Source organism: Lactobacillus sp. PV037 (assembly GCF_014522345.1).
GTDB lineage: Bacteria > Bacillota > Bacilli > Lactobacillales > Lactobacillaceae > Lactobacillus.
The window spans coordinates 1,106,161-1,123,832 of the sequence record NZ_CP041987.1 but is presented as its reverse complement, the minus strand read 5'-3'; the positions used below and the strand labels follow the sequence as shown (position 1 = coordinate 1,123,832).

The 17,672-nt window shown below is 34.0% G+C and carries 13 protein-coding genes, 1 tRNA gene and 2 pseudogenes; 11 read left to right on the top strand and 5 right to left on the bottom strand.

Features of this window, described 5'->3' with window-relative positions:
• Window positions 1-53: 53 nt before the first annotated feature.
• On the bottom strand, window positions 54-707 hold the full coding sequence (locus FP435_RS05985) for a phosphatase PAP2 family protein (protein WP_265483308.1): 654 nt from the start codon (window positions 705-707) through the stop codon (window positions 54-56).
• Between the two features lie 293 nt (window positions 708-1,000).
• On the opposite strand from FP435_RS05985, the pseudogene leuS reads away from it, so the two are divergent.
• The 3 genes and pseudogenes from leuS to FP435_RS05970 all read left to right on the top strand — a co-directional run bounded on the left by leuS (window position 1,001) and on the right by FP435_RS05970 (window position 6,031).
• Window positions 1,001-3,414: pseudogene (gene leuS, locus FP435_RS05980) on the top strand (leucine--tRNA ligase).
• A 54-nt stretch (window positions 3,415-3,468) separates the two neighbouring features.
• A complete protein-coding gene (locus FP435_RS05975; protein WP_265483307.1) occupies window positions 3,469-5,100 on the top strand; it encodes a putative polysaccharide biosynthesis protein in 1,632 nt (543 codons plus the stop codon).
• Between the two features lie 184 nt (window positions 5,101-5,284).
• Entirely contained in the window at window positions 5,285-6,031 is a 747-nt protein-coding gene (locus FP435_RS05970) for a hypothetical protein (RefSeq protein ID WP_265483305.1), read from the top strand.
• Window positions 6,032-6,061: 30 nt separating this feature from the next.
• Here FP435_RS05970 and FP435_RS05965 read toward each other — a convergent pair whose 3' ends face one another.
• Together FP435_RS05965 and FP435_RS05960 are read right to left on the bottom strand one after the other, a co-directional pair.
• Window positions 6,062-6,679 carry an SOS response-associated peptidase family protein gene (locus tag FP435_RS05965; RefSeq protein WP_265483303.1) on the bottom strand — a complete coding sequence of 206 codons (618 nt, stop codon included), beginning with the start codon at window positions 6,677-6,679 and terminating at the stop codon, window positions 6,062-6,064.
• Window positions 6,680-6,741: 62 nt separating this feature from the next.
• Window positions 6,742-6,825 (bottom strand) — tRNA-Leu (locus tag FP435_RS05960).
• Window positions 6,826-6,892: 67 nt separating this feature from the next.
• Between FP435_RS05960 and FP435_RS05955 the strand changes: the two genes are divergently transcribed.
• On the top strand, window positions 6,893-7,741 hold the full coding sequence (locus FP435_RS05955; RefSeq protein ID WP_265483301.1) for an NAD(P)H-hydrate dehydratase: 849 nt from the start codon (window positions 6,893-6,895) through the stop codon (window positions 7,739-7,741).
• A gap of 65 nt (window positions 7,742-7,806) precedes the next feature.
• A pseudogene (locus FP435_RS05950) lies at window positions 7,807-8,727 on the top strand (serine hydrolase); the annotation flags it as partial.
• 34 nt (window positions 8,728-8,761) lie between these two features.
• On the opposite strand, the gene FP435_RS05945 reads toward FP435_RS05950, so the two are convergent.
• A complete protein-coding gene (locus FP435_RS05945) occupies window positions 8,762-10,150 on the bottom strand; it encodes an IS3 family transposase (RefSeq protein WP_265482988.1) in 1,389 nt (462 codons plus the stop codon).
• Window positions 10,151-10,313: 163 nt separating this feature from the next.
• Between FP435_RS05945 and FP435_RS08440 the strand changes: the two genes are divergently transcribed.
• From FP435_RS08440 to fba, 4 genes are all read left to right on the top strand, one after another.
• Window positions 10,314-10,547: a hypothetical protein gene (locus FP435_RS08440; protein ID WP_416209737.1), complete on the top strand. Its 234-nt coding sequence runs from the start codon at window positions 10,314-10,316 to the stop codon at window positions 10,545-10,547.
• A gap of 87 nt (window positions 10,548-10,634) precedes the next feature.
• Window positions 10,635-11,279 carry a L,D-transpeptidase gene (locus FP435_RS05935; RefSeq protein ID WP_265483299.1) on the top strand — a complete coding sequence of 215 codons (645 nt, stop codon included), beginning with the start codon at window positions 10,635-10,637 and terminating at the stop codon, window positions 11,277-11,279.
• A gap of 252 nt (window positions 11,280-11,531) precedes the next feature.
• A complete protein-coding gene (gene argS / locus FP435_RS05930) occupies window positions 11,532-13,208 on the top strand; it encodes an arginine--tRNA ligase (RefSeq protein WP_265483298.1) in 1,677 nt (558 codons plus the stop codon).
• A 94-nt stretch (window positions 13,209-13,302) separates the two neighbouring features.
• Window positions 13,303-14,220, top strand: coding sequence for a class II fructose-1,6-bisphosphate aldolase (gene fba, locus FP435_RS05925; RefSeq protein ID WP_265483297.1), 918 nt, complete (start codon window positions 13,303-13,305; stop codon window positions 14,218-14,220).
• Window positions 14,221-14,260: 40 nt separating this feature from the next.
• On the opposite strand, the gene FP435_RS05920 is transcribed toward fba, so the two are convergent.
• Window positions 14,261-15,115, bottom strand: coding sequence for an RluA family pseudouridine synthase (locus tag FP435_RS05920; protein ID WP_265483295.1), 855 nt, complete (start codon window positions 15,113-15,115; stop codon window positions 14,261-14,263).
• A 119-nt stretch (window positions 15,116-15,234) separates the two neighbouring features.
• Between FP435_RS05920 and FP435_RS05915 the strand changes: the two genes are divergently transcribed.
• Both FP435_RS05915 and FP435_RS05910 read left to right on the top strand, forming a co-directional pair.
• Window positions 15,235-17,295, top strand: coding sequence for a PBP1A family penicillin-binding protein (locus FP435_RS05915; RefSeq protein WP_265483293.1), 2,061 nt, complete (start codon window positions 15,235-15,237; stop codon window positions 17,293-17,295).
• Window positions 17,296-17,315: 20 nt separating this feature from the next.
• Complete coding sequence (locus tag FP435_RS05910; protein WP_265483292.1) at window positions 17,316-17,672, top strand: YlbF family regulator; 357 nt, start codon at window positions 17,316-17,318, stop codon at window positions 17,670-17,672.

The following is a 17,672-nucleotide window of genomic DNA, read 5'->3' as shown; positions in this document are numbered from 1 at the left end:
TAATAATCTAATGGTACTACTTTTTAGCCAAGAAAAAAGCTAGCTAATGAATTTTAGCTAGCCTTTAATAAATTCTGAGATGATGTTTTTAAATAAATAGCATATCCTATTAAAACAAAGGATAATCCTTCAAGCCATCCTCCTAGTACATCTGATGGATAATGGACATGAAGATAAATACGTGTATAACCAATTATTAAGGGGAAAACTACCCAAAGAATATTTAGAAAGAACTTAAGAGGTTTATTTTTTACTAAAATACAAGTAATAATAAATAAACTTCCAAATAAGGTTACACTTCCCAAAGAATGACCAGAAGGAAAGGAATAGCCGTCTGCATAGACTAAATGAGTAACGGTTGGCCGAGGACGTTTGACTAGATTTTTAATAACCCAGTTGCAGGCATTTCCCAAAATCATAATTCCTGCTTCTAAGCCAGCCAATCTATAGTGTCTGAAAATTAATAGACTAATAAATAGGATGATTGCTTCTACGACAATAGTTGAGGTGTTCCCAAGAGTAGTTAAACTGCGAGCAATTTTAAGGTTTGTAGGATTGTTATTAGAAATTATATTAATAATATTTTTGTCAAAGGTATGAATAAAATTTTGCTGAGTAGCCACACAAATTGCCCAAACAATAAAGATAATTCCTGCGCCGATTCCTAAACTCAAACTTAGTTGATATTTTTTATAAGAATTTTCCAAGATTAAATTCTCCTCTTGTTTTTTTTAGTATTTGTGGTAAATTATAATCATTATCTAAAAGAAAATAAAGGTTGAAAAGTAGTAATAAGAAAATTTTTTCAGAGAGAGATTGGTTGGTGCAAAGTCTTAAAGTTGACTTATGAACTTGTTTCATTTAAATGCCTTACGTTTAACATGCGTTAAAATGTTATGAGGGTTGCTTAGAGAAGCAAAACTTAGGTGGTACCGCGAATGTTAGATCGTCCTATGTGTTGAGCATGGGACGATTTTTTTATGGATAGAAAGAGGAATTTATGTACAATCATAAAGTTGTTGAAAAAAGTGGCAAAAGTATTGGGCAGATCATGATAGTTTTAAAACAACTCAAGATCCAGCTAAGAAGAATTACTATGCTTTAGATATGTTCCCATTTCCTTCAGCAAAAGGCCTTCATGTGGGACACCCTGAAGGTTATACTGCTACAGATGTTATGGCACGTATGAGACGGGCACAAGGCTATAATGTGCTTCACCCAATGGGTTGGGATGCATTTGGTCTTCCTACAGAACAATATGCCTTAAAGACTGGTGAAGATCCAGCTAAAGTTACCGATGAAAATATTGCTAATTTTAAGCGTCAGCTAAATAAGCTTGGCTTTTCCTATGATTGGGATCGTGAAGTTAGAACTTCTGACCCTAATTTCTATAAGTGGACTCAATGGGTTTTTGAGCAAATGTATAAAAAAGGCTTAGCTTATGAAGCTGAAGTTCCTGTTAACTGGTCACCAGATTTGGGAACTGTTGTTGCAAATGAAGAAATTGTTGATGGTAAAACTGAACGTGGTGGTTTCCCAGTATATCGTCGTAATATGAAGCAATGGATGCTTAAGATGACTGCTTATGCAGATAGATTGCTTGAAGATTTAGATGATTTGGATTGGCCAGAACCTGTTAAAGAAATGCAAAGAAACTGGATTGGTCGTTCAGTTGGAGCACAAGTAACTTTCAAAGTTAAGAATAGTGACAAGACTTTTGATGTTTTTACTACCCGTCCGGATACTTTATTTGGTGTAAGTTACACTGTATTAGCTCCAGAAAATAAATTAGTTCAAGAAATCACCACTCCTGAACAAAAAGAAGCTGTGGATGCTTATATTAAGAAAATTGAATCAAAATCAGATCTTGAAAGAACAGATTTAAATAAAGATAAGACTGGAGTCTTTACTGGTGCTTATGCAATTAATCCAGTAAACGGTAAAGAAGTTCCAATTTGGATTTCTGACTATGTGTTAGCAAGTTATGGTACTGGTGCGGTTATGGCAGTTCCTGCTCATGATGATCGTGATTATGCATTTGCCAAAAAATTTGATTTGCCAATTAATCAGGTAATTGAAGGTGGTAATCTTGAAAAGGAAGCCTTCACGGGTAATGATAAGCACATTAACTCTGATTTCTTAGATGGGTTAAATAATGATGAAGCTAAAAAACGTATGGTGCAATGGCTTGAAGAACACAATGTTGGTAAGCAAAAAGTTAATTACAAGCTTCGTGATTGGGACTTCTCTCGCCAACGTTACTGGGGTGAACCAATTCCTGTAATTCACTGGGAAGATGGAACAACTAGTTTAGTTCCTGAAGACGAACTTCCACTTCGTTTACCACATGCCACGAATATTAAGCCTTCTGGTACGCCAGAAAGTCCTTTAGCTAACTTGACAGATTGGGTAAATGTAGTTGATGAAAATGGACGTAAGGGTAAGCGTGAAACTAATACAATGCCAAACTGGGCTGGTTCATCATGGTACTACTTACGCTATATTGATCCTCACAATGATCAAGAATTAGCTGATTATGACTTACTTAAACAATGGTTACCAGTTGACCTTTACATTGGTGGTGCAGAGCACGCAGTTCGTCACTTGCTTTATGCTAGATTTTGGCACAAAGTTCTTTATGATTTGGGAGTAGTACCAACCAAAGAACCATTCCAACGTCTTTATAACCAAGGGTTAATTTTAAAAGATCATGAAAAGATGTCTAAGTCTAAAGGTAATGTTGTTAACCCAGATGATGTGATTGAAGAATATGGTGCAGATAGCTTAAGAATGTACGAAATGTTCATGGGCCCATTGGATGCTTCAATTGATTGGGATGATAATGGTCCAGCTTCCACTAAGAAATTCTTAGATCGGGTATGGCGCTTGATGGTTAATGATCTTGATTTAAAGGCTATTCCAAGTGAAAATATTGTTGATGAAAATGATGGTACTTTAGATAAGGTTTATAACCAAACCGTTAAGAAAGTAACTGAAGACTTTGAAGCTCTTCACTTTAACACTGCTATTTCTCAAATGATGGTCTTTATGAATGAAGCTCAAAAAGCTAAAAAGATTCCACGTGAATATGCAGAAGGGTTTGTTAAATTATTAGCCCCAGTTGCTCCACACATGATGGAAGAAATTTGGTCAATTCTAGGTCATGATGAATCTATTACCTATGCAAAATGGCCAACTTATGATGAAAGTAAGTTAGTTGAATCAACTGTGGAAATCATGGTTCAAGTAAATGGTAAGTTACGTGGTAAATTTGAAGCTGCTAAAGATGCTGCTAAAGATGATTTAGAAAAGCAAGCTCTTGCACTACCACATGTTCAAAAATTCTTAGAAGGAAAAGACGTTAAGAAGGTTATCGTAATTCCTAATAAGATTGTCAATATTGTGGCAAAATAATTTTCCTGTTCTATTTTTATAAGAAAAGTATTGAAGAAAAGAATAGGAAATTATATGAAAAATAATAATTCACATGAAAATAATTCACAAGCAACCATGATTCGTGGCTCTGCCTGGATGACATTTGGTTCAATTGTTTCTAGAATCTTAGGAGCAATTTATATAATTCCTTGGTATGCCTGGATGGGAAGCGATGGCAATTTAGCCAATGCTCTAACTGCTAAAAGTTATAACATTTATAGTTTATTTTTAATCGTTTCAACAGCTGGTATTCCTGGAGCTGTAGCTAAGCAGGTAGCCAAGTACAATGCTTTAAATGAGTATGGAATAGGTCGTAAATTATTTAGGCGTGGCTTGTTTTTAATGATTATTTTTGGGGTAATTTCTGCGGCTATAATGTATTTAGGTTCCCCATTTTATGCTGGTGGTGACAAACGGCAAATACCAATTTTGCATAGTTTATCTTATGCGGTTTTAATTATTCCAATTTTAAGTATTATGCGAGGATATTTTCAAGGATATGCGGATATGATGCCAAGTGCAATGTCTCAATTTATTGAACAACTTGCACGTGTCATCTGGATGTTATTAACAGCGTATGTAATTATGCAAGTGCAGCATGGTTCATATTTAAAAGCTGTTATTCAGTCAAATTTAGCTGCTGCGATTGGGGCAGCATTTGGTATTTTGCTCTTAGTTTGGTTTTTATTTAAACGAAGAAATTACTTAAATTCTTTGGTGGCTCATTCAAATAATCAAATAAAAATTTCTACTTCAAGTTTATTTAAAGAGATTATAGAACAAGCAATCCCATTTATTATCATCGATGCTGGAATTATTTTTTATCAGTTAATTGATCAATACACTTTTCACCCAATGTTAGCAAAATTTGTTCATGCAAGTTCAGACCAGATTGAGAGTTGGTACGCTTTATTTGGTTTAAATGCAAACAAGGTGATTATGATTATTGTCTCTGTTTCAACTGCAATGGCAGTCACAGCAATTCCACTTTTATCAGGAGCACATGCGCGAAAAGATTATCACGATATTGCATCCCAATTAGAAAATACCATTGAATTGTTTTTCTTTGTAATGTTACCAGCATCTTTAGGAATGGCTGCGATTAGTACACCGGTTTATACCATTTTCTATGGTTATGATCCATTAGGTTCAAGTGTGCTATATTTATCGTCATTTACCGCAATTTGTCTTGGATCATTTACAGTTTTAATGGCAATGTTACAGGGGTTATCTGAAAATGGTTTAGCAATAAAATATTTAATTTTTGGTTTAATTATCAAATTTATTGTGCAGTTACCAATGATTAGAATTTTTAAAATTTATGGTCCTTTAATTGCTACTAATATTAGTATGCTATTTGTAATTTGGCTCTGTTTAAAACATTTACATACTCAATATCATTACAATAATGATCGTGCAGCAAGAAGATTTGCTGGAACAGCCGTCTTTTCAGTAATAATGTTTTTGATTGTAACTATTGTTACTAAATTTGCAGGGAAAATTTTTAGCCCGCAGACACGCTTTGGTGCAATTATCCTTGTTATAATTGGAGTAGCAGTTGGAGCAATCTTCTATATCTTCATGACTTTAAAAACTAGTCTTGCTCAAAAGATCTTGGGGAATAAGGTTGAAGCGATTGCTCGTAAATTACATATTAATATTTAAAAATAGAAAAAGCCTTTCGATTAATTTCGAAAGACTTTTTTGTCTTTTCAAGTTTGAAAAGCGCCCCTGCCAAGGAACTTCAGTATATCATAAAAAATGAATTACTTAAAAATAGTACAAAAATTTTTGCTTAGAGTCAAAAGAGAGTAAAATTAAAACTGAGAATAAGAGAGGACATGATTTTATGAAAAAAGATACATACAAAACTTTAGTTGGTTTCCGTGATATTTGCTACAATGACTTCAATTTTGAAGTTGATGTTAAAAATTTTTATTTAGGTACTGATTCCTATAAAAAAATTAATGATATCCTAGTAAAGCATCAAGAAGATGATGAAAGTTTATTAACTTCTTTTGAAGAGGGAGCAGATATCTATCAAGATTATGGTAGAGAATATTTAAGCACAGCTACTAAGCGTGAAATTCAACATGATATTAATGCAGCACGTGAATTTAAAGATAATTTTGAAGGAAATAAAGATGACTTTGAAGATAGTTATAAGGCATTTTTAGATGAAAATTCTTTAAGTTATGCATTTGGTCCAAAGAGTAATCTTGATGAAGTACAAGCTGAATTAAATGAGGTAGAAACTGATCGAGTAATTATTTGGCAAAGAAGAGAAAATGAATATATTCTATTGCCTCATACAGTTAAGAGTTTACAACGTATTCGTGATCGTATCACAAAAAGTCGTGATATTGAAGATAAGGAATTGCGTCATGCAATGGAAAAATTATTTAATAATTTAAATAATTTCCTTGAACCATTTAGTGATCGTGATTTAGGTAAGCATGAAGATAATTTAACTGATCAACAAAAGAATGCAATTATGGATTTTGCCCTAGATGTTCAATTAGATGCACGTGAAGAAGGTGCAGAAAAAGTAGCAAAATTTGCATTGGAAACTGCTAAAAAAGATAATAATGAATAAAGAAAAAAGTCACTATTAAGTGACTTTTTCTTATAGTTGGCGATGTGGCAAAAGGGTGCGAGTGATTGGAAAATTAGTTCGATCAATTAAAGAAGTAAAGTTTTGGAAAAGCCAGCGTCTTAATTCTGCTGGGCTAATTACTAAAGGCATTCTAGGATGAGCAGCTAAAACAGTTTCGTTAGAGTTAGTAGTCGCAAGTGCAAAGTAATCATTATCGTAGATGCCCGCTAAAAAGGTCATGGGATAATCACTGGCTTTGAAGCTAAATTCTTCATGGTATTTTTTACCATTTTCCAGCGTGTAGGTAGAACGACTACTTTCAAAAAATTGGCTAGTAATCACAATACAGCGTTGACGTGCAAAAGAAGTATCCCACATTGATGGCTTAGTCTCATAAAAACGTTCAATGCGTGCATTATTTAAAACTTGATTAGGTTTAAATGGACTAGGGTAACCCCATTGTTTTACTTGAAGTTGCAGCTGATCATTTTGGTAAAGTAAAACTAAGCCCTGACGTTTAGGATAAACTTCTGTAAAAGTTTCAAATGGGGCTGTAGAAAAACTTGGTTTGACCAAAGGAAGTTGTAAATCATCCTTTAAGTAAGATTCAATTTCCTTAATTGGTGGTTGTTGAATATGACTACACATAATGGTTCTTCCTTTCTAAAAAATAGAATAAAAAAGCGACTAGAATACTAGCCGCAATCCGATGCCTCAAACAGGATTTGAACCTGCACTCACTTACGTGAACAGCGACCTGAACGCTGCGCGTCTGCCAATTCCGCCATTGAGGCAATATAACTCTATTTTACCAGAAAAATGATGTTTTTTAAATAAGTAAACTAAGGAATTAAAGTGATTATGGAAAAAATTAGGGAAGACATTTTAACAAAAGTAATCAAAAAAAGACGTAGTAATTCTCATAAAGGAAATTTTGGAAGAGTACTGTTAATTGGTGGAAATAAGAAATTTGGTGGCGCTATTATTATGGCTGCTGAAGGAGCATTAAATGCTGGGGCAGGCTTAGTCACTGTTGCAAGCGATGAAGCTAATTTGACAGCGTTACATACAAGAGATCCAGAGATAATGTTTTTGAATTGGAATGATGAATTAACCCTAGGTCAAATGATTGCCAAAGCAGATGTAATAGTGTGTGGTATGGGACTAGGAGAAGACCAACAGGCACAAAAGATTTTAAAATTAATAAAAAAACAGCTTACTAACAAGCAAACTATTTTATATGATGCTAGTGCTTTAGATTTAATTGCCAAATATAACGATTTATTAGCCTTGCAAGCGCAAACGATCATTTTGACTCCCCATCAAATGGAATGGGAACGTTTAAGTAAAATAAAGATCCCAGACCAAACGAATATTAATACCCAGGAAATTTTAAGAAAAATGTTTCCAAGTAGAAATGTAATTTTAGTTTTAAAGAGTAATCATACCCAAGTTTATTACCAAGATAAAATTTATAAAAATTACCTGGGAAATCCTGGAATGGCGACTGGTGGAATGGGTGACACCTTAGCTGGAATTATTGGAAGTTTTTGTGGGCAATTTGAAACAAGCATTGATACTGTAGCAGCTGCGGTTTATCTTCATTCTTTAGCGGGGGATGAAATTTATAAAAATAATTATTTAGTGCGTCCCACGAAGTTAAGTGCTAGTCTGCCCCGCTTGATGAAATTGCATCAGCAAAAATCTTAAAAGGCGATGCGGTTAAGACAGTTTTTTGCTAGAATTGAGAAGGACTTCATTTGAAAGGAAAAATTATGAAATTATCTAAAAAAATATCTTTCTTTTTTCTAACTTTGTTTCTATTTATTGGAATTGCTACAGTAGCTAATCCATCAGTAGAGGCAGCCACTATTGATAACTATCATCAAAATAATGTAAATTTAGATGTTAAAGCGGCCATTGCAATTGATGGCAAAAATGGGCAAGTATTATATGCAAAAAATGCTAATCAGGCCCTTCCAGTAGCTTCAATGTCTAAATTAATCACTATTTATTTAACTCTTCAAGCAATTAAAGATAAAAAAATTACCTGGAATCAAAAAGTTACCCCAACAAAGCAAATTGTAAAGGTAAGTAAAAATCCAGACTATTCAGGAGTGGAACTTAATTTAGGTCATACTTATACTATTCGCCAGTTATATCAATCAACATTAATTCAATCTGCTAATGGTAGCGCAATGCTTTTAGGAGAGGCAATTGCAGGATCACAAGTTAAATTTGTTAATCAAATGCGTAGCCTGCTAAAAAAATGGGGGATTAAGGATGCAAAAATATATACCCCAGATGGCTTGCCAAATTATACCCAAGGTGCAGATGCTTATCCTGGTGCAAGTAAAAATGCAGAAAATACTTTGTCAGCTAGTGACATGGCAATTGTAGTAGATAAATTACTGACAGATTTTCCTGAAGTAACAGAAACGACAAAGCTCTCTCATTTAGATTTTAATGATCATGGTAAAGTTACTAAAATGACTAGTTGGAATTGGATGTTGAAAGGCCTCTCGCAATACGATGCAGCTTTTCCATTAGATGGCCTAAAAACAGGAACCACTGATGCTGCAGGAGCATGTTTTGCAGGAACTATGGTTAAAAATGGCCGTCGCATCATCACAATAGTGATGGGGGCTAGTCACAAGGATGGGACAGATCCAAGTCGTTTTGTACAAACTAAGAAATGATATGAACCCTAAAATTAGGACATATTATTAATTAGCTTTGATTCATAATCGCATTCCGATATTCAATCGGTGTGCGATTTTTTAGTACAGTTTTAATTCGTTTAGTATTGTAATATTCAATATATTCTTTGATGGCTTCTTCTAACTCATCTAAATTACTAAAATTATTTTCGAATCCATAAAACATTTCTCTTTTAAGTATGCCAAAGAAACCCTCCATCATGCCATCATCTAAAGAATTACCTTTACGTGACATACTTTGGGTTATGCCATGATTTTTAAGCCATGATTGAAAGAGAGGATGTTGATATTGCCAGCCTTGATCAGTATGAAATACTAAACCATTAAGGGCCGGATACTTTTTATAGGCCAGCTTTAACATATCCATTACTTGCTTTAAAACAGGATGACGACTTAGAGTATAAGAGACAATCTCTTGTGTGCAACCGTCCATAATTGGGGATAGATAAAGCTTTTCACCATTCAAATGAAATTCCGTCACATCTGAATACCACTTTTTATTTGGAATTACAGACTTGAAATTACGTTTAATCAAGTTACTTTTGATCTTACCTACAGTTCCACGATAGCTTGAATATTTATGCTTACGTCTAATGGCAATGCCATATAAGTGCATTTTAGTCATTAGACGTTTTACTTTCTTATGATTGATTTTAAGTCCTTCACGTTGAAGTTGTGCAGTAATTCTTCTATAACCGTAGCGATGTTTGTGCTCTTCATATACTTCTTTGATCCTTTCCATGATATTTTGGTTTTTCCTATCTTTATCATCATGTCCTTGAACATAGTAATAATTACTCCTAGATAGGTGAGGAAGGTCAGGTTTAGAATTGATCACTTTAAGCACAAAACTCACAGTCACATGAAGTTCTTGCCTTAGCTGTGTGACTGCAGAAACTATTTCTTGTGCTTTTGGTTTCTGATTCTTTGTGCCACTAAGGCATCTAATTTTTTTATAAATTCGTTCTCGACAGTAAGCTCTAAATTCTTTTGTTTGAGGTCCTTGATTTGCTTTTGAAGTTCTTGAATCTGTTTGTCTTTGTTCTGCATTAGATCTTCTACCTTTCTTATGATTAATGACATTATACCCATTTTCTTTGTATTTGCGAACCCAATTGTAAAGCATGGCCCTACTACGTAAACCAAGATCTAATGATATTTGGGACATAGTTTCGTCTCCTGAAAGAACCCTTCTAATTGCCTTTTCTTTAAATTCTATTGAATAAAAAGTATAGGGCTTATCTAGGATTTCTAATCCATATTTATCGATTAATTTAAATAAGTATCTAAGACTATCAGAGGTAATTCCATATTCTTTTCCTAATTGAAGAGAAGATTTACCGTAATATTTCCAATTATTATAAATATCAATTTTATCTTGTTTAGACAGTTTAGTCATAATAAAAAACCTCGAAATTCTTGTCCGAATTTCGGGGTTCATATCAAAATTATTACAATATGTATTTTCTAACTACCAACTTTACATTTTAAAAAAGAACCAAACAATTTCTGGTGCTAAAACCGTTGCAGTACCTGAAGGAAAAGAACGAACTGCGGATTTGGTGCTCCAAAAAGATACCGGAATTTGGCTCTCTAAAAATGAAAAAGTAGTAGGTGTAGCAAATCCTAAAAGTATTTCTGCTCCTCAAGTTGCTGGTAAAAGGGTTGGTTCAATTGCTTTAAAAGCAATTCCAAGTATTAAAGATGCAGATGGGGTCCAATTACCAGCAACGGTGAAAACTAATGTAGAAAAAGCTAACTTTTTTGTAAGAATTTGGCGTAAGATCTTTGGTTAAGGTGCAGATTTAAATTTGAGAATTTTGAAAAAGTCACATATAATAATTAAAAAGAGCAGTAGTAATTATTGAAAAGAAGAATCTAAATTGAAACAAAATAGAATAGTGATAGCTATTGCAGTGGGAATTTTGTTAATAGCTGGAATAGTCTTTTTTCCAAAAATTAATATCGCGGATACTAATAGAAAAGTTGAATCTACAAAAGTAGTTAAAACAAGCACGCCAAAAAAATCAAAAAATGTGGCTCCTTACAAAGATCCCAAAGACTTGCGTCCAGAAGGAACTTGGAAGAAAAAAAGTGAAAAAAAGGCTCATCCAAATTTGCAACAAGTAAAGAATTTGTGGATAAGAGTTTCTTTAAAGGGTAATCGAACTTATATTATGAGTGGCAAAAAGCCAATTTATACGATGCTCTCAACTGGTGGCTTGTATCATAATGGGAAATCAGATACGCCAACAGGTACTTACTATATTCAAGAAGAACGTGGACAAAAGTTTTATAACAAAAAATTAAAAGAAGGCGCCCGTTACTATGTTAGTTGGAAAGATCATGGCATTTACTTGTTCCACTCCGTGCCAACTAAACGTGGAGATAAAATTGATGTAAAAGAAGCTAATAAATTGGGTAAAACTCAAGGTTCTCATGGTTGTGTCAGATTAAGTTTACCCGATGCCAAGTGGCTAATGTATAACGTACCTTATGGAACTAAAGTGGTAGTAAAAGATTATTAATTAAGGGTTGGTTCTTATTTAAATACCTGTTATAATCTAATCACACAGGTCAAAAGTAGTAAGTAAAGAAGTTTAATAGCGAGTCTATGTTGGTGGAAGATAGACAAATGGTTTTACTGAAGGCGTGTTTGGCTAACAACTAAATTATTTTTAAGCGGATACTTTGTATCAATTAGAGTGGTACCGCGGGCTTTCCCGTCTCTTTCTATTTATTTAGAAAGAGACCTTTTTTATTTTACGAGGTGAATTTTTATGGATTTTAAACAAAAAGTAGTTGACTTAATTAATGAACAAGTTGATTTACCGAAGGGAAAAATCAACTTATTAATCGAACGTCCAAAAAATGAAAAAATGGGTGATTATGCTTTTCCAGCTTTTGCCTTAGCTAAAATTGAACATAAAAATCCAGTTGAAATTGCAAAAAATATTGCCGAAAATATTAGTGATGAAAATTTCACTAGTATTCAAGCAGTTGGCCCATATGTAAACTTTGCAATTAATCATGAAAAATTAGTAAAGTCAACTTTAGAAGACGTATTAACTGAAAAGCAAAACTATGCCAATCAAAAATTAGGTACTGGAAATGTTGCGATTGACATGTCATCCCCTAATATTGCTAAACCAATGTCAATGGGACATTTACGTTCAACAGTAATTGGTAATTCAATCTCTAAAATTATGAAAAAAGTTGGTTATACACCAATTAAAATTAATTATTTAGGGGACTATGGAACTCAATTTGGTAAATTAATCACTGCTTATAAGCTTTGGGGTAACGAAGAAGAAGTAAAAAAGGATCCAATTACTAATCTTTTCCACTACTATGTTAAGTTTCATGAAGAAGCAGAAAAGAATCCTGAATTAGAAGATGAAGGACGTGCTTGGTTTAAGAAGCTTGAAGAAGGAGATCCAGAAGCAGTTAAATTATGGAAGTGGTTTAGAGAAGTTTCTTTACAAGAATTCAACCGCATCTATAAAGAATTAGATGTTGATTTTGATTCATATAATGGTGAAGCTTTCTTTAATGATAAGATGACACCAGTAGTAGATGAGTTGAGAGAAAAAGACTTGCTTCACGAATCACGTGGTGCACAGGTTGTTGACTTAGGTGAAGATGAAAATCCAGCTTTAATTTTAAAATCAGATGGTTCAAGTCTTTACATGACTCGTGACTTAGCAGCTGCACTTTATCGTAAAAATCAATATGACTTTGTCATGTCACTTTATGTGGCAGGTAATGAACAAAGTGGCCACTTTAAGCAATTAAAACAAGTGTTAAAGAAAATGGGCTATGATTGGGCAGACGACATCCACCACATTCCATTTGGCTTAATTACTCAGGGAGGTAAAAAATTATCTACTCGTAAGGGTAATGTAGTTTTCTTGGATCAAGTTTTAAAAGATGCTGTTGACTTAGCGCAAAAACAGATTGAAGAAAAGAATCCTAATTTAAATGATAAGGAAAAAGTTGCTCACGATGTTGGTGTTGGGGCAGTTGTTTTCCACGATTTAAAAAATGATCGTTTAGACAACTTTGATTTTGATTTACAAGAAGTTGTACGTTTTGAAGGAGATACTGGTCCTTACGTTCAATACACTAACGCACGTGCTCAAAGTATTTTGCGTAAAGCAAATAAGACCATTTCAATGGAAAGTTTAAGCTTAGATGATGATTGGGCTTTTGCCGTAGCAAAACAATTAGCAGATTTTCCAGCAGTTGTTGCTAAAGCAGCTGAAAAATTTGAACCTTCAATTATTGCTAAATATGCCCTTAGTCTAAGTAAAAAGTTTAATAAATATTATGCTAATGTCCGTATTTTAGAAGATGATGAGCAATTAAATGCCCGTTTAGCACTTGTACAAGCAACTTCAGTGGTGTTAACAGAAGCATTACGTTTATTAGGTGTAAATGCACCACAAGAAATGTAAAAAGATAAAAATAATTTTTATTAGACTTAACTATGTTAATTTTTGCACAATTGGGTTAAACTAATAATGTAAGAAATATAGGAGGTTATTTCAAATGGCTTATTTTGTAAATGGTAACGAAATTTTTAAAGCTGCACGTAAGAACCACTACGCTGTTGGTGCATACAACACTAACAACCTTGAATGGACTCGTGCATTATTAAAAGGTGCTAAGGAAACTAGAACTCCATTATTAATTCAAGTTTCTACTGGTGCTGCTAAGTACATGGGTGGTTACAAGACTGTTAAGGATCTTGTTGAAAATGAAATGGATAACATGGACATCGATGTACCAGTTATCTTAAACTTAGACCACGGTGACTATGAATCAGCTAAGGAATGTATTGCACTTGGTTACTCATCAGTTATGTTTGATGGTCACAAGTTACCAGTTGAAGAAAACTTAGAAAAGACTAAGGAAATCGTTAAGTTAGCTCACGAACGTGGAATTTCTGTTGAAGCTGAAATCGGTAAAATTGGTGAAAACCAAGGTGCTGATGGTGGTGAATTAGCTTCTGTTGAAGATGCTAAAGCATTCGTAGCAGCTGGTGTTGATAAACTTGCTTGTGGTATTGGTAACATCCACGGTGTTTACCCAGAAGGCTGGAAAGGCTTAAACTTCACTCGCTTAAAGGAAATTGCTGAAGCTGTTCCTAACACTCCACTTGTATTACACGGTGGTTCAGGTATTCCTCAAGACCAAATCGAAAAGGCAATTCAATTAGGTATTGCTAAGATTAACATTAACACTGAATTCCAATTAGCATTCCAAGCTGCTACTCGTAAGTACATTGAAGACAAGATGGACTTAGACAAGGGCAACAAGGGTTACGACCCTCGTAAGCTTTTGAGAGCTGGTACTGATGCAATTACTGCTTCTATGAAAGAAATGATTTCATGGATGGGTACTGCTCCAATCGATTCTAAGGAATCTTCAGTACAATTTGATGAAGCTTCATTAAACGAAGAATAATTTAACTTATTAAAAAATAGATTTCGAGTTAACTCGAAATCTATTTTTTTGTTTCAAATAAGGAAATAGTCTTCTTTTTAAAAGAAAAGGGAAGGTTAAGAGATAACTGGTAGGCAGTTAGGGCAAGAGACTGACCAGCGGAATAATGTTGATTGTATAAAGGATCACCCAGAATAGGATAACCGATTGATTGTAAATGAACACGAATTTGATGTGTTCGCCCTGTTTCTAATTGTAATTTTAAAAGAGTAGATTCAGTTGTTTGTTTAAGGACTTGGTAATGGGTAGTAGCAGGAAGACCAGTTGAAAGAGTAAGCCTTTTTCGTTGGTCGCTTGGATCTTGCCCAATCGGAGCATTAATTGTCCCTTTTGAAGGTAAAGAAAAATCAGGCGCTACTTTTGCTAAGTATTGCCGGTTTAAAGTTTTGTCAATTAATTGTCGATTTAAAATTGGTACAACTGCTGGATTTTTAGCCACTAATAATAGCCCATGTGTCAACATATCTAAGCGATGTACAATGTAAGGGGAATAGCCTAAATAAGTACTGCAGTCATTAAGTGCTGTATTATTTTCTCCTTGATTAGGGTGAGTTTTTTGCCCAGCGGGTTTATTGATTACCAAAATATTTTTATCTTCGTAGATAATATCAGGTAAATGACCGCTAGGGGGATAGGGATGCTGGAGAGATTCAACATGGTCAAGCAAAATTTTAATTCTATCACCTGGCTTTACTAAAAAATTTAAGGGAAGATATTTATCGTTTATTAAAATTTTATTTTCACTCCGTAAGAAATGACGCCATTTACGAGGAATAAGCAATTTACGCATCACTTTATCAACACTTAAGGGAGTAAAAGTAAGTGGGTATGTCAAAGAAAACTCGTATTCAGTCATAAATTTTAATCCTTTCTTATGTGAAATTTAACTATTAATCAAGCTTACTAATATGCAAGCATATGATAAAATTTTTATATTAAGGTAAGTGGATTTTTAGTAAAGGAAGTATAGCAGTAATGCATGATTCCCAAAGTCAAGATTTTAAACACCGTCTTGGAAAAGAAATTAAATATTTTAACCATCGTTTTCAAATTTGGCGTTGGTTAATATTACTTTTTTTAGTATTGTTGCTGGGTGTGTGTTCTTATTATACCGTAAAAGTTAAGACCTCAAATATTGGCAATTTGAAGGCTTCTTTATCAACAACGACAATTATTTACGATAATCAAAATAAAAAAGCTGGATCTTTATATTCGCAAAAGGGAACTTATGTAAATTTAGATAAAATTTCTCCCTATATTCAAAATGCAGTTATTTCAACTGAGGATCGAACTTTTTATAAAAACCCTGGTTTTAGTGTTAAAGGGATGGCCCGCGCTGCAATTGGTGGAATTATTCATGGTGGAATTGTTGGTGGAGGTTCGACCTTAACTCAACAATTAGCAAAAAATGCACTTTTAACCCAAAAGCAAACTTTTTCACGTAAACTAGAAGAGCTGTTTTTTGCAATAGAAATTAACCATGTTTACTCTAAAAAAGATATTTTAACTATGTATCTTAATAATGCCTATTTTGGCAATGGTGTTTGGGGAGTTCAAGATGCAGCAAGAAGATATTTTGGAAAAGATGCTTCTGATGTAACCCTTAGCGAAGCAGCAACAATTGCTGGAATTTTGAAAAATCCAGCAGCCTATAATCCAGCTGACCATTTAGATAATGCGACTGCTAGACGTAATGTTGTCCTCGGTTTAATGGTTGATAATAAAAAAATTACGCAACAACAGGCCGATGAAGCTAAAAATAGTACCTTAGTACTAAGAAATACCTTTACACAAGAAGATGGTTATAAATATCCTTACTTTTTTGATGCTGTAGTTGATGAGGCGATTAAGCGCTATGGTATTAAAGAAGAAGATGTGATGAATAAAGGTCTAAAAATTTATACTACTCTAGATCAAAATTATCAAACAGCAATGCAAAGTTCTTTTGAACAAAGTTGGAACTTTCCAGCAGATAGTAGTGATGGAACCCAGGTCCAAGGGGCTAGCGTAGCTGTTGATCCAAAAACAGGGGCTGTGAGTGCAATTGTAGGAGGTAGAGGCGATCATGTCTTTAGAGGCTATAATCGAGCAACTCAGATGAAACGTCAACCTGGTTCCACAATGAAGCCGTTAGCAGTTTATTCTCCCGCCTTACAAAATGGTTATCATTATGATTCAGAATTATCAAATAAATTACAAAGATTTGGTAAAAATGGTTATGAACCAAAAAATGTAGATAATCAGTATTCAAATGAAATTCCGATGTATAAAGCACTAGCAGAAAGTAAAAATGTACCAGCAGTTTGGCTGTTAGATAAGATTGGAGTAAGTAAAGGAGTTCAATCGGTTGAAGATTTTGGAATTAAAGTACCTAAAAAAGATCAAAATCTTGCTCTAGCATTGGGTGGATTATCAAGTGGAGTATCACCAATCCAGATGGCTCGGGCTTATAGTGCTTTTGCCAATGATGGGAACTTACCTAATCAAACTTATTTTATAACTAAAATTACCGATGCCAGCGGTAAGGTATTAGCAGAAAATGATAATACAGGTAGTCATCGAATTATTTCTTCAAATACCAGCAAAGAAATGACATCGATGATGCTAGGAGTTTTTTCAAATGGGACTGCTCAATCAGCTCAGCCGAGTGGCTATAGAGTAGCTGGAAAAACAGGTTCAACTGAAGTACCAGATTCATATGGTTATGGAACAAAGGATCAGTGGATTGTTGGTTATACTCCCGATGTAGTTGTGGCTACTTGGGTTGGATTTGATAAGACGGATGCTGAACATTATATGCAGGGAATTTCAGAAACTGGAATTACGCATTTATATAAGTCAGAGATGGAAGCAATCTTACCATATACTAATCAGACCCAGTTTAAAGAACAAAGTCCACAACAAATTAACAAGTCAACTGGGGCAAATTCTAACTGGATGGGCAATATTCAAAAAAATATTGAAAAAGGAGTTAATGGAGCCAATTCTAAAATTAATGAATGGTATAATAATATAAAAGGTCTATTAGGCCAGTAACATTAAAGGAGAATAACATTATGGCAAGTATTTTAGATACAGCAAATCAAGTCGGAGAAGCATTAAAGCAAACTGATGAATTTAAGGCTTTACAAGAAGCAATAAATGCTGTTAAGGCAGATCCAGCTACTTCAGATCTTTACAAGCGGATGGAAAAATTACAACAAAACATTATGGCTGCTCAACAAGCTAACCAACCAATTAGTGAAGAACTTCAAAAAGAATACCAAGAAATTAATGCAGCTATTGAAAAAAATGACTTATTAAAAGACATGATTACTAAAGAACAAGGCGTCTTTAATATTTTAAATGATGTTCAACAAGTTTACACTAAACCATTGAACGAATTATACAGTACTCTTAAAGAAGAAAAGTAA

What these genes read in the sequence shown, in the direction of transcription:
- FP435_RS05975 (WP_265483307.1), top strand. Translation starts at nt 3,469, where the DNA reads ATGAAAAATAATAATTCACATGAAAATAATTCACAAGCAACCATGATT.
- FP435_RS05970 (WP_265483305.1), top strand. Translation starts at nt 5,285, where the DNA reads ATGAAAAAAGATACATACAAAACTTTAGTTGGTTTCCGTGATATTTGC.
- FP435_RS05965 (WP_265483303.1), bottom strand. Translation starts at nt 6,679, where the DNA reads ATGTGTAGTCATATTCAACAACCACCAATTAAGGAAATTGAATCTTAC.
- FP435_RS05955 (WP_265483301.1), top strand. Translation starts at nt 6,893, where the DNA reads ATGGAAAAAATTAGGGAAGACATTTTAACAAAAGTAATCAAAAAAAGA.
- FP435_RS05945 (WP_265482988.1), bottom strand. Translation starts at nt 10,150, where the DNA reads ATGACTAAACTGTCTAAACAAGATAAAATTGATATTTATAATAATTGG.
- argS (WP_265483298.1), top strand. Translation starts at nt 11,532, where the DNA reads ATGGATTTTAAACAAAAAGTAGTTGACTTAATTAATGAACAAGTTGAT.
- fba (WP_265483297.1), top strand. Translation starts at nt 13,303, where the DNA reads ATGGCTTATTTTGTAAATGGTAACGAAATTTTTAAAGCTGCACGTAAG.
- FP435_RS05920 (WP_265483295.1), bottom strand. Translation starts at nt 15,115, where the DNA reads ATGACTGAATACGAGTTTTCTTTGACATACCCACTTACTTTTACTCCC.
- FP435_RS05915 (WP_265483293.1), top strand. Translation starts at nt 15,235, where the DNA reads ATGCATGATTCCCAAAGTCAAGATTTTAAACACCGTCTTGGAAAAGAA.
- FP435_RS05910 (WP_265483292.1), top strand. Translation starts at nt 17,316, where the DNA reads ATGGCAAGTATTTTAGATACAGCAAATCAAGTCGGAGAAGCATTAAAG.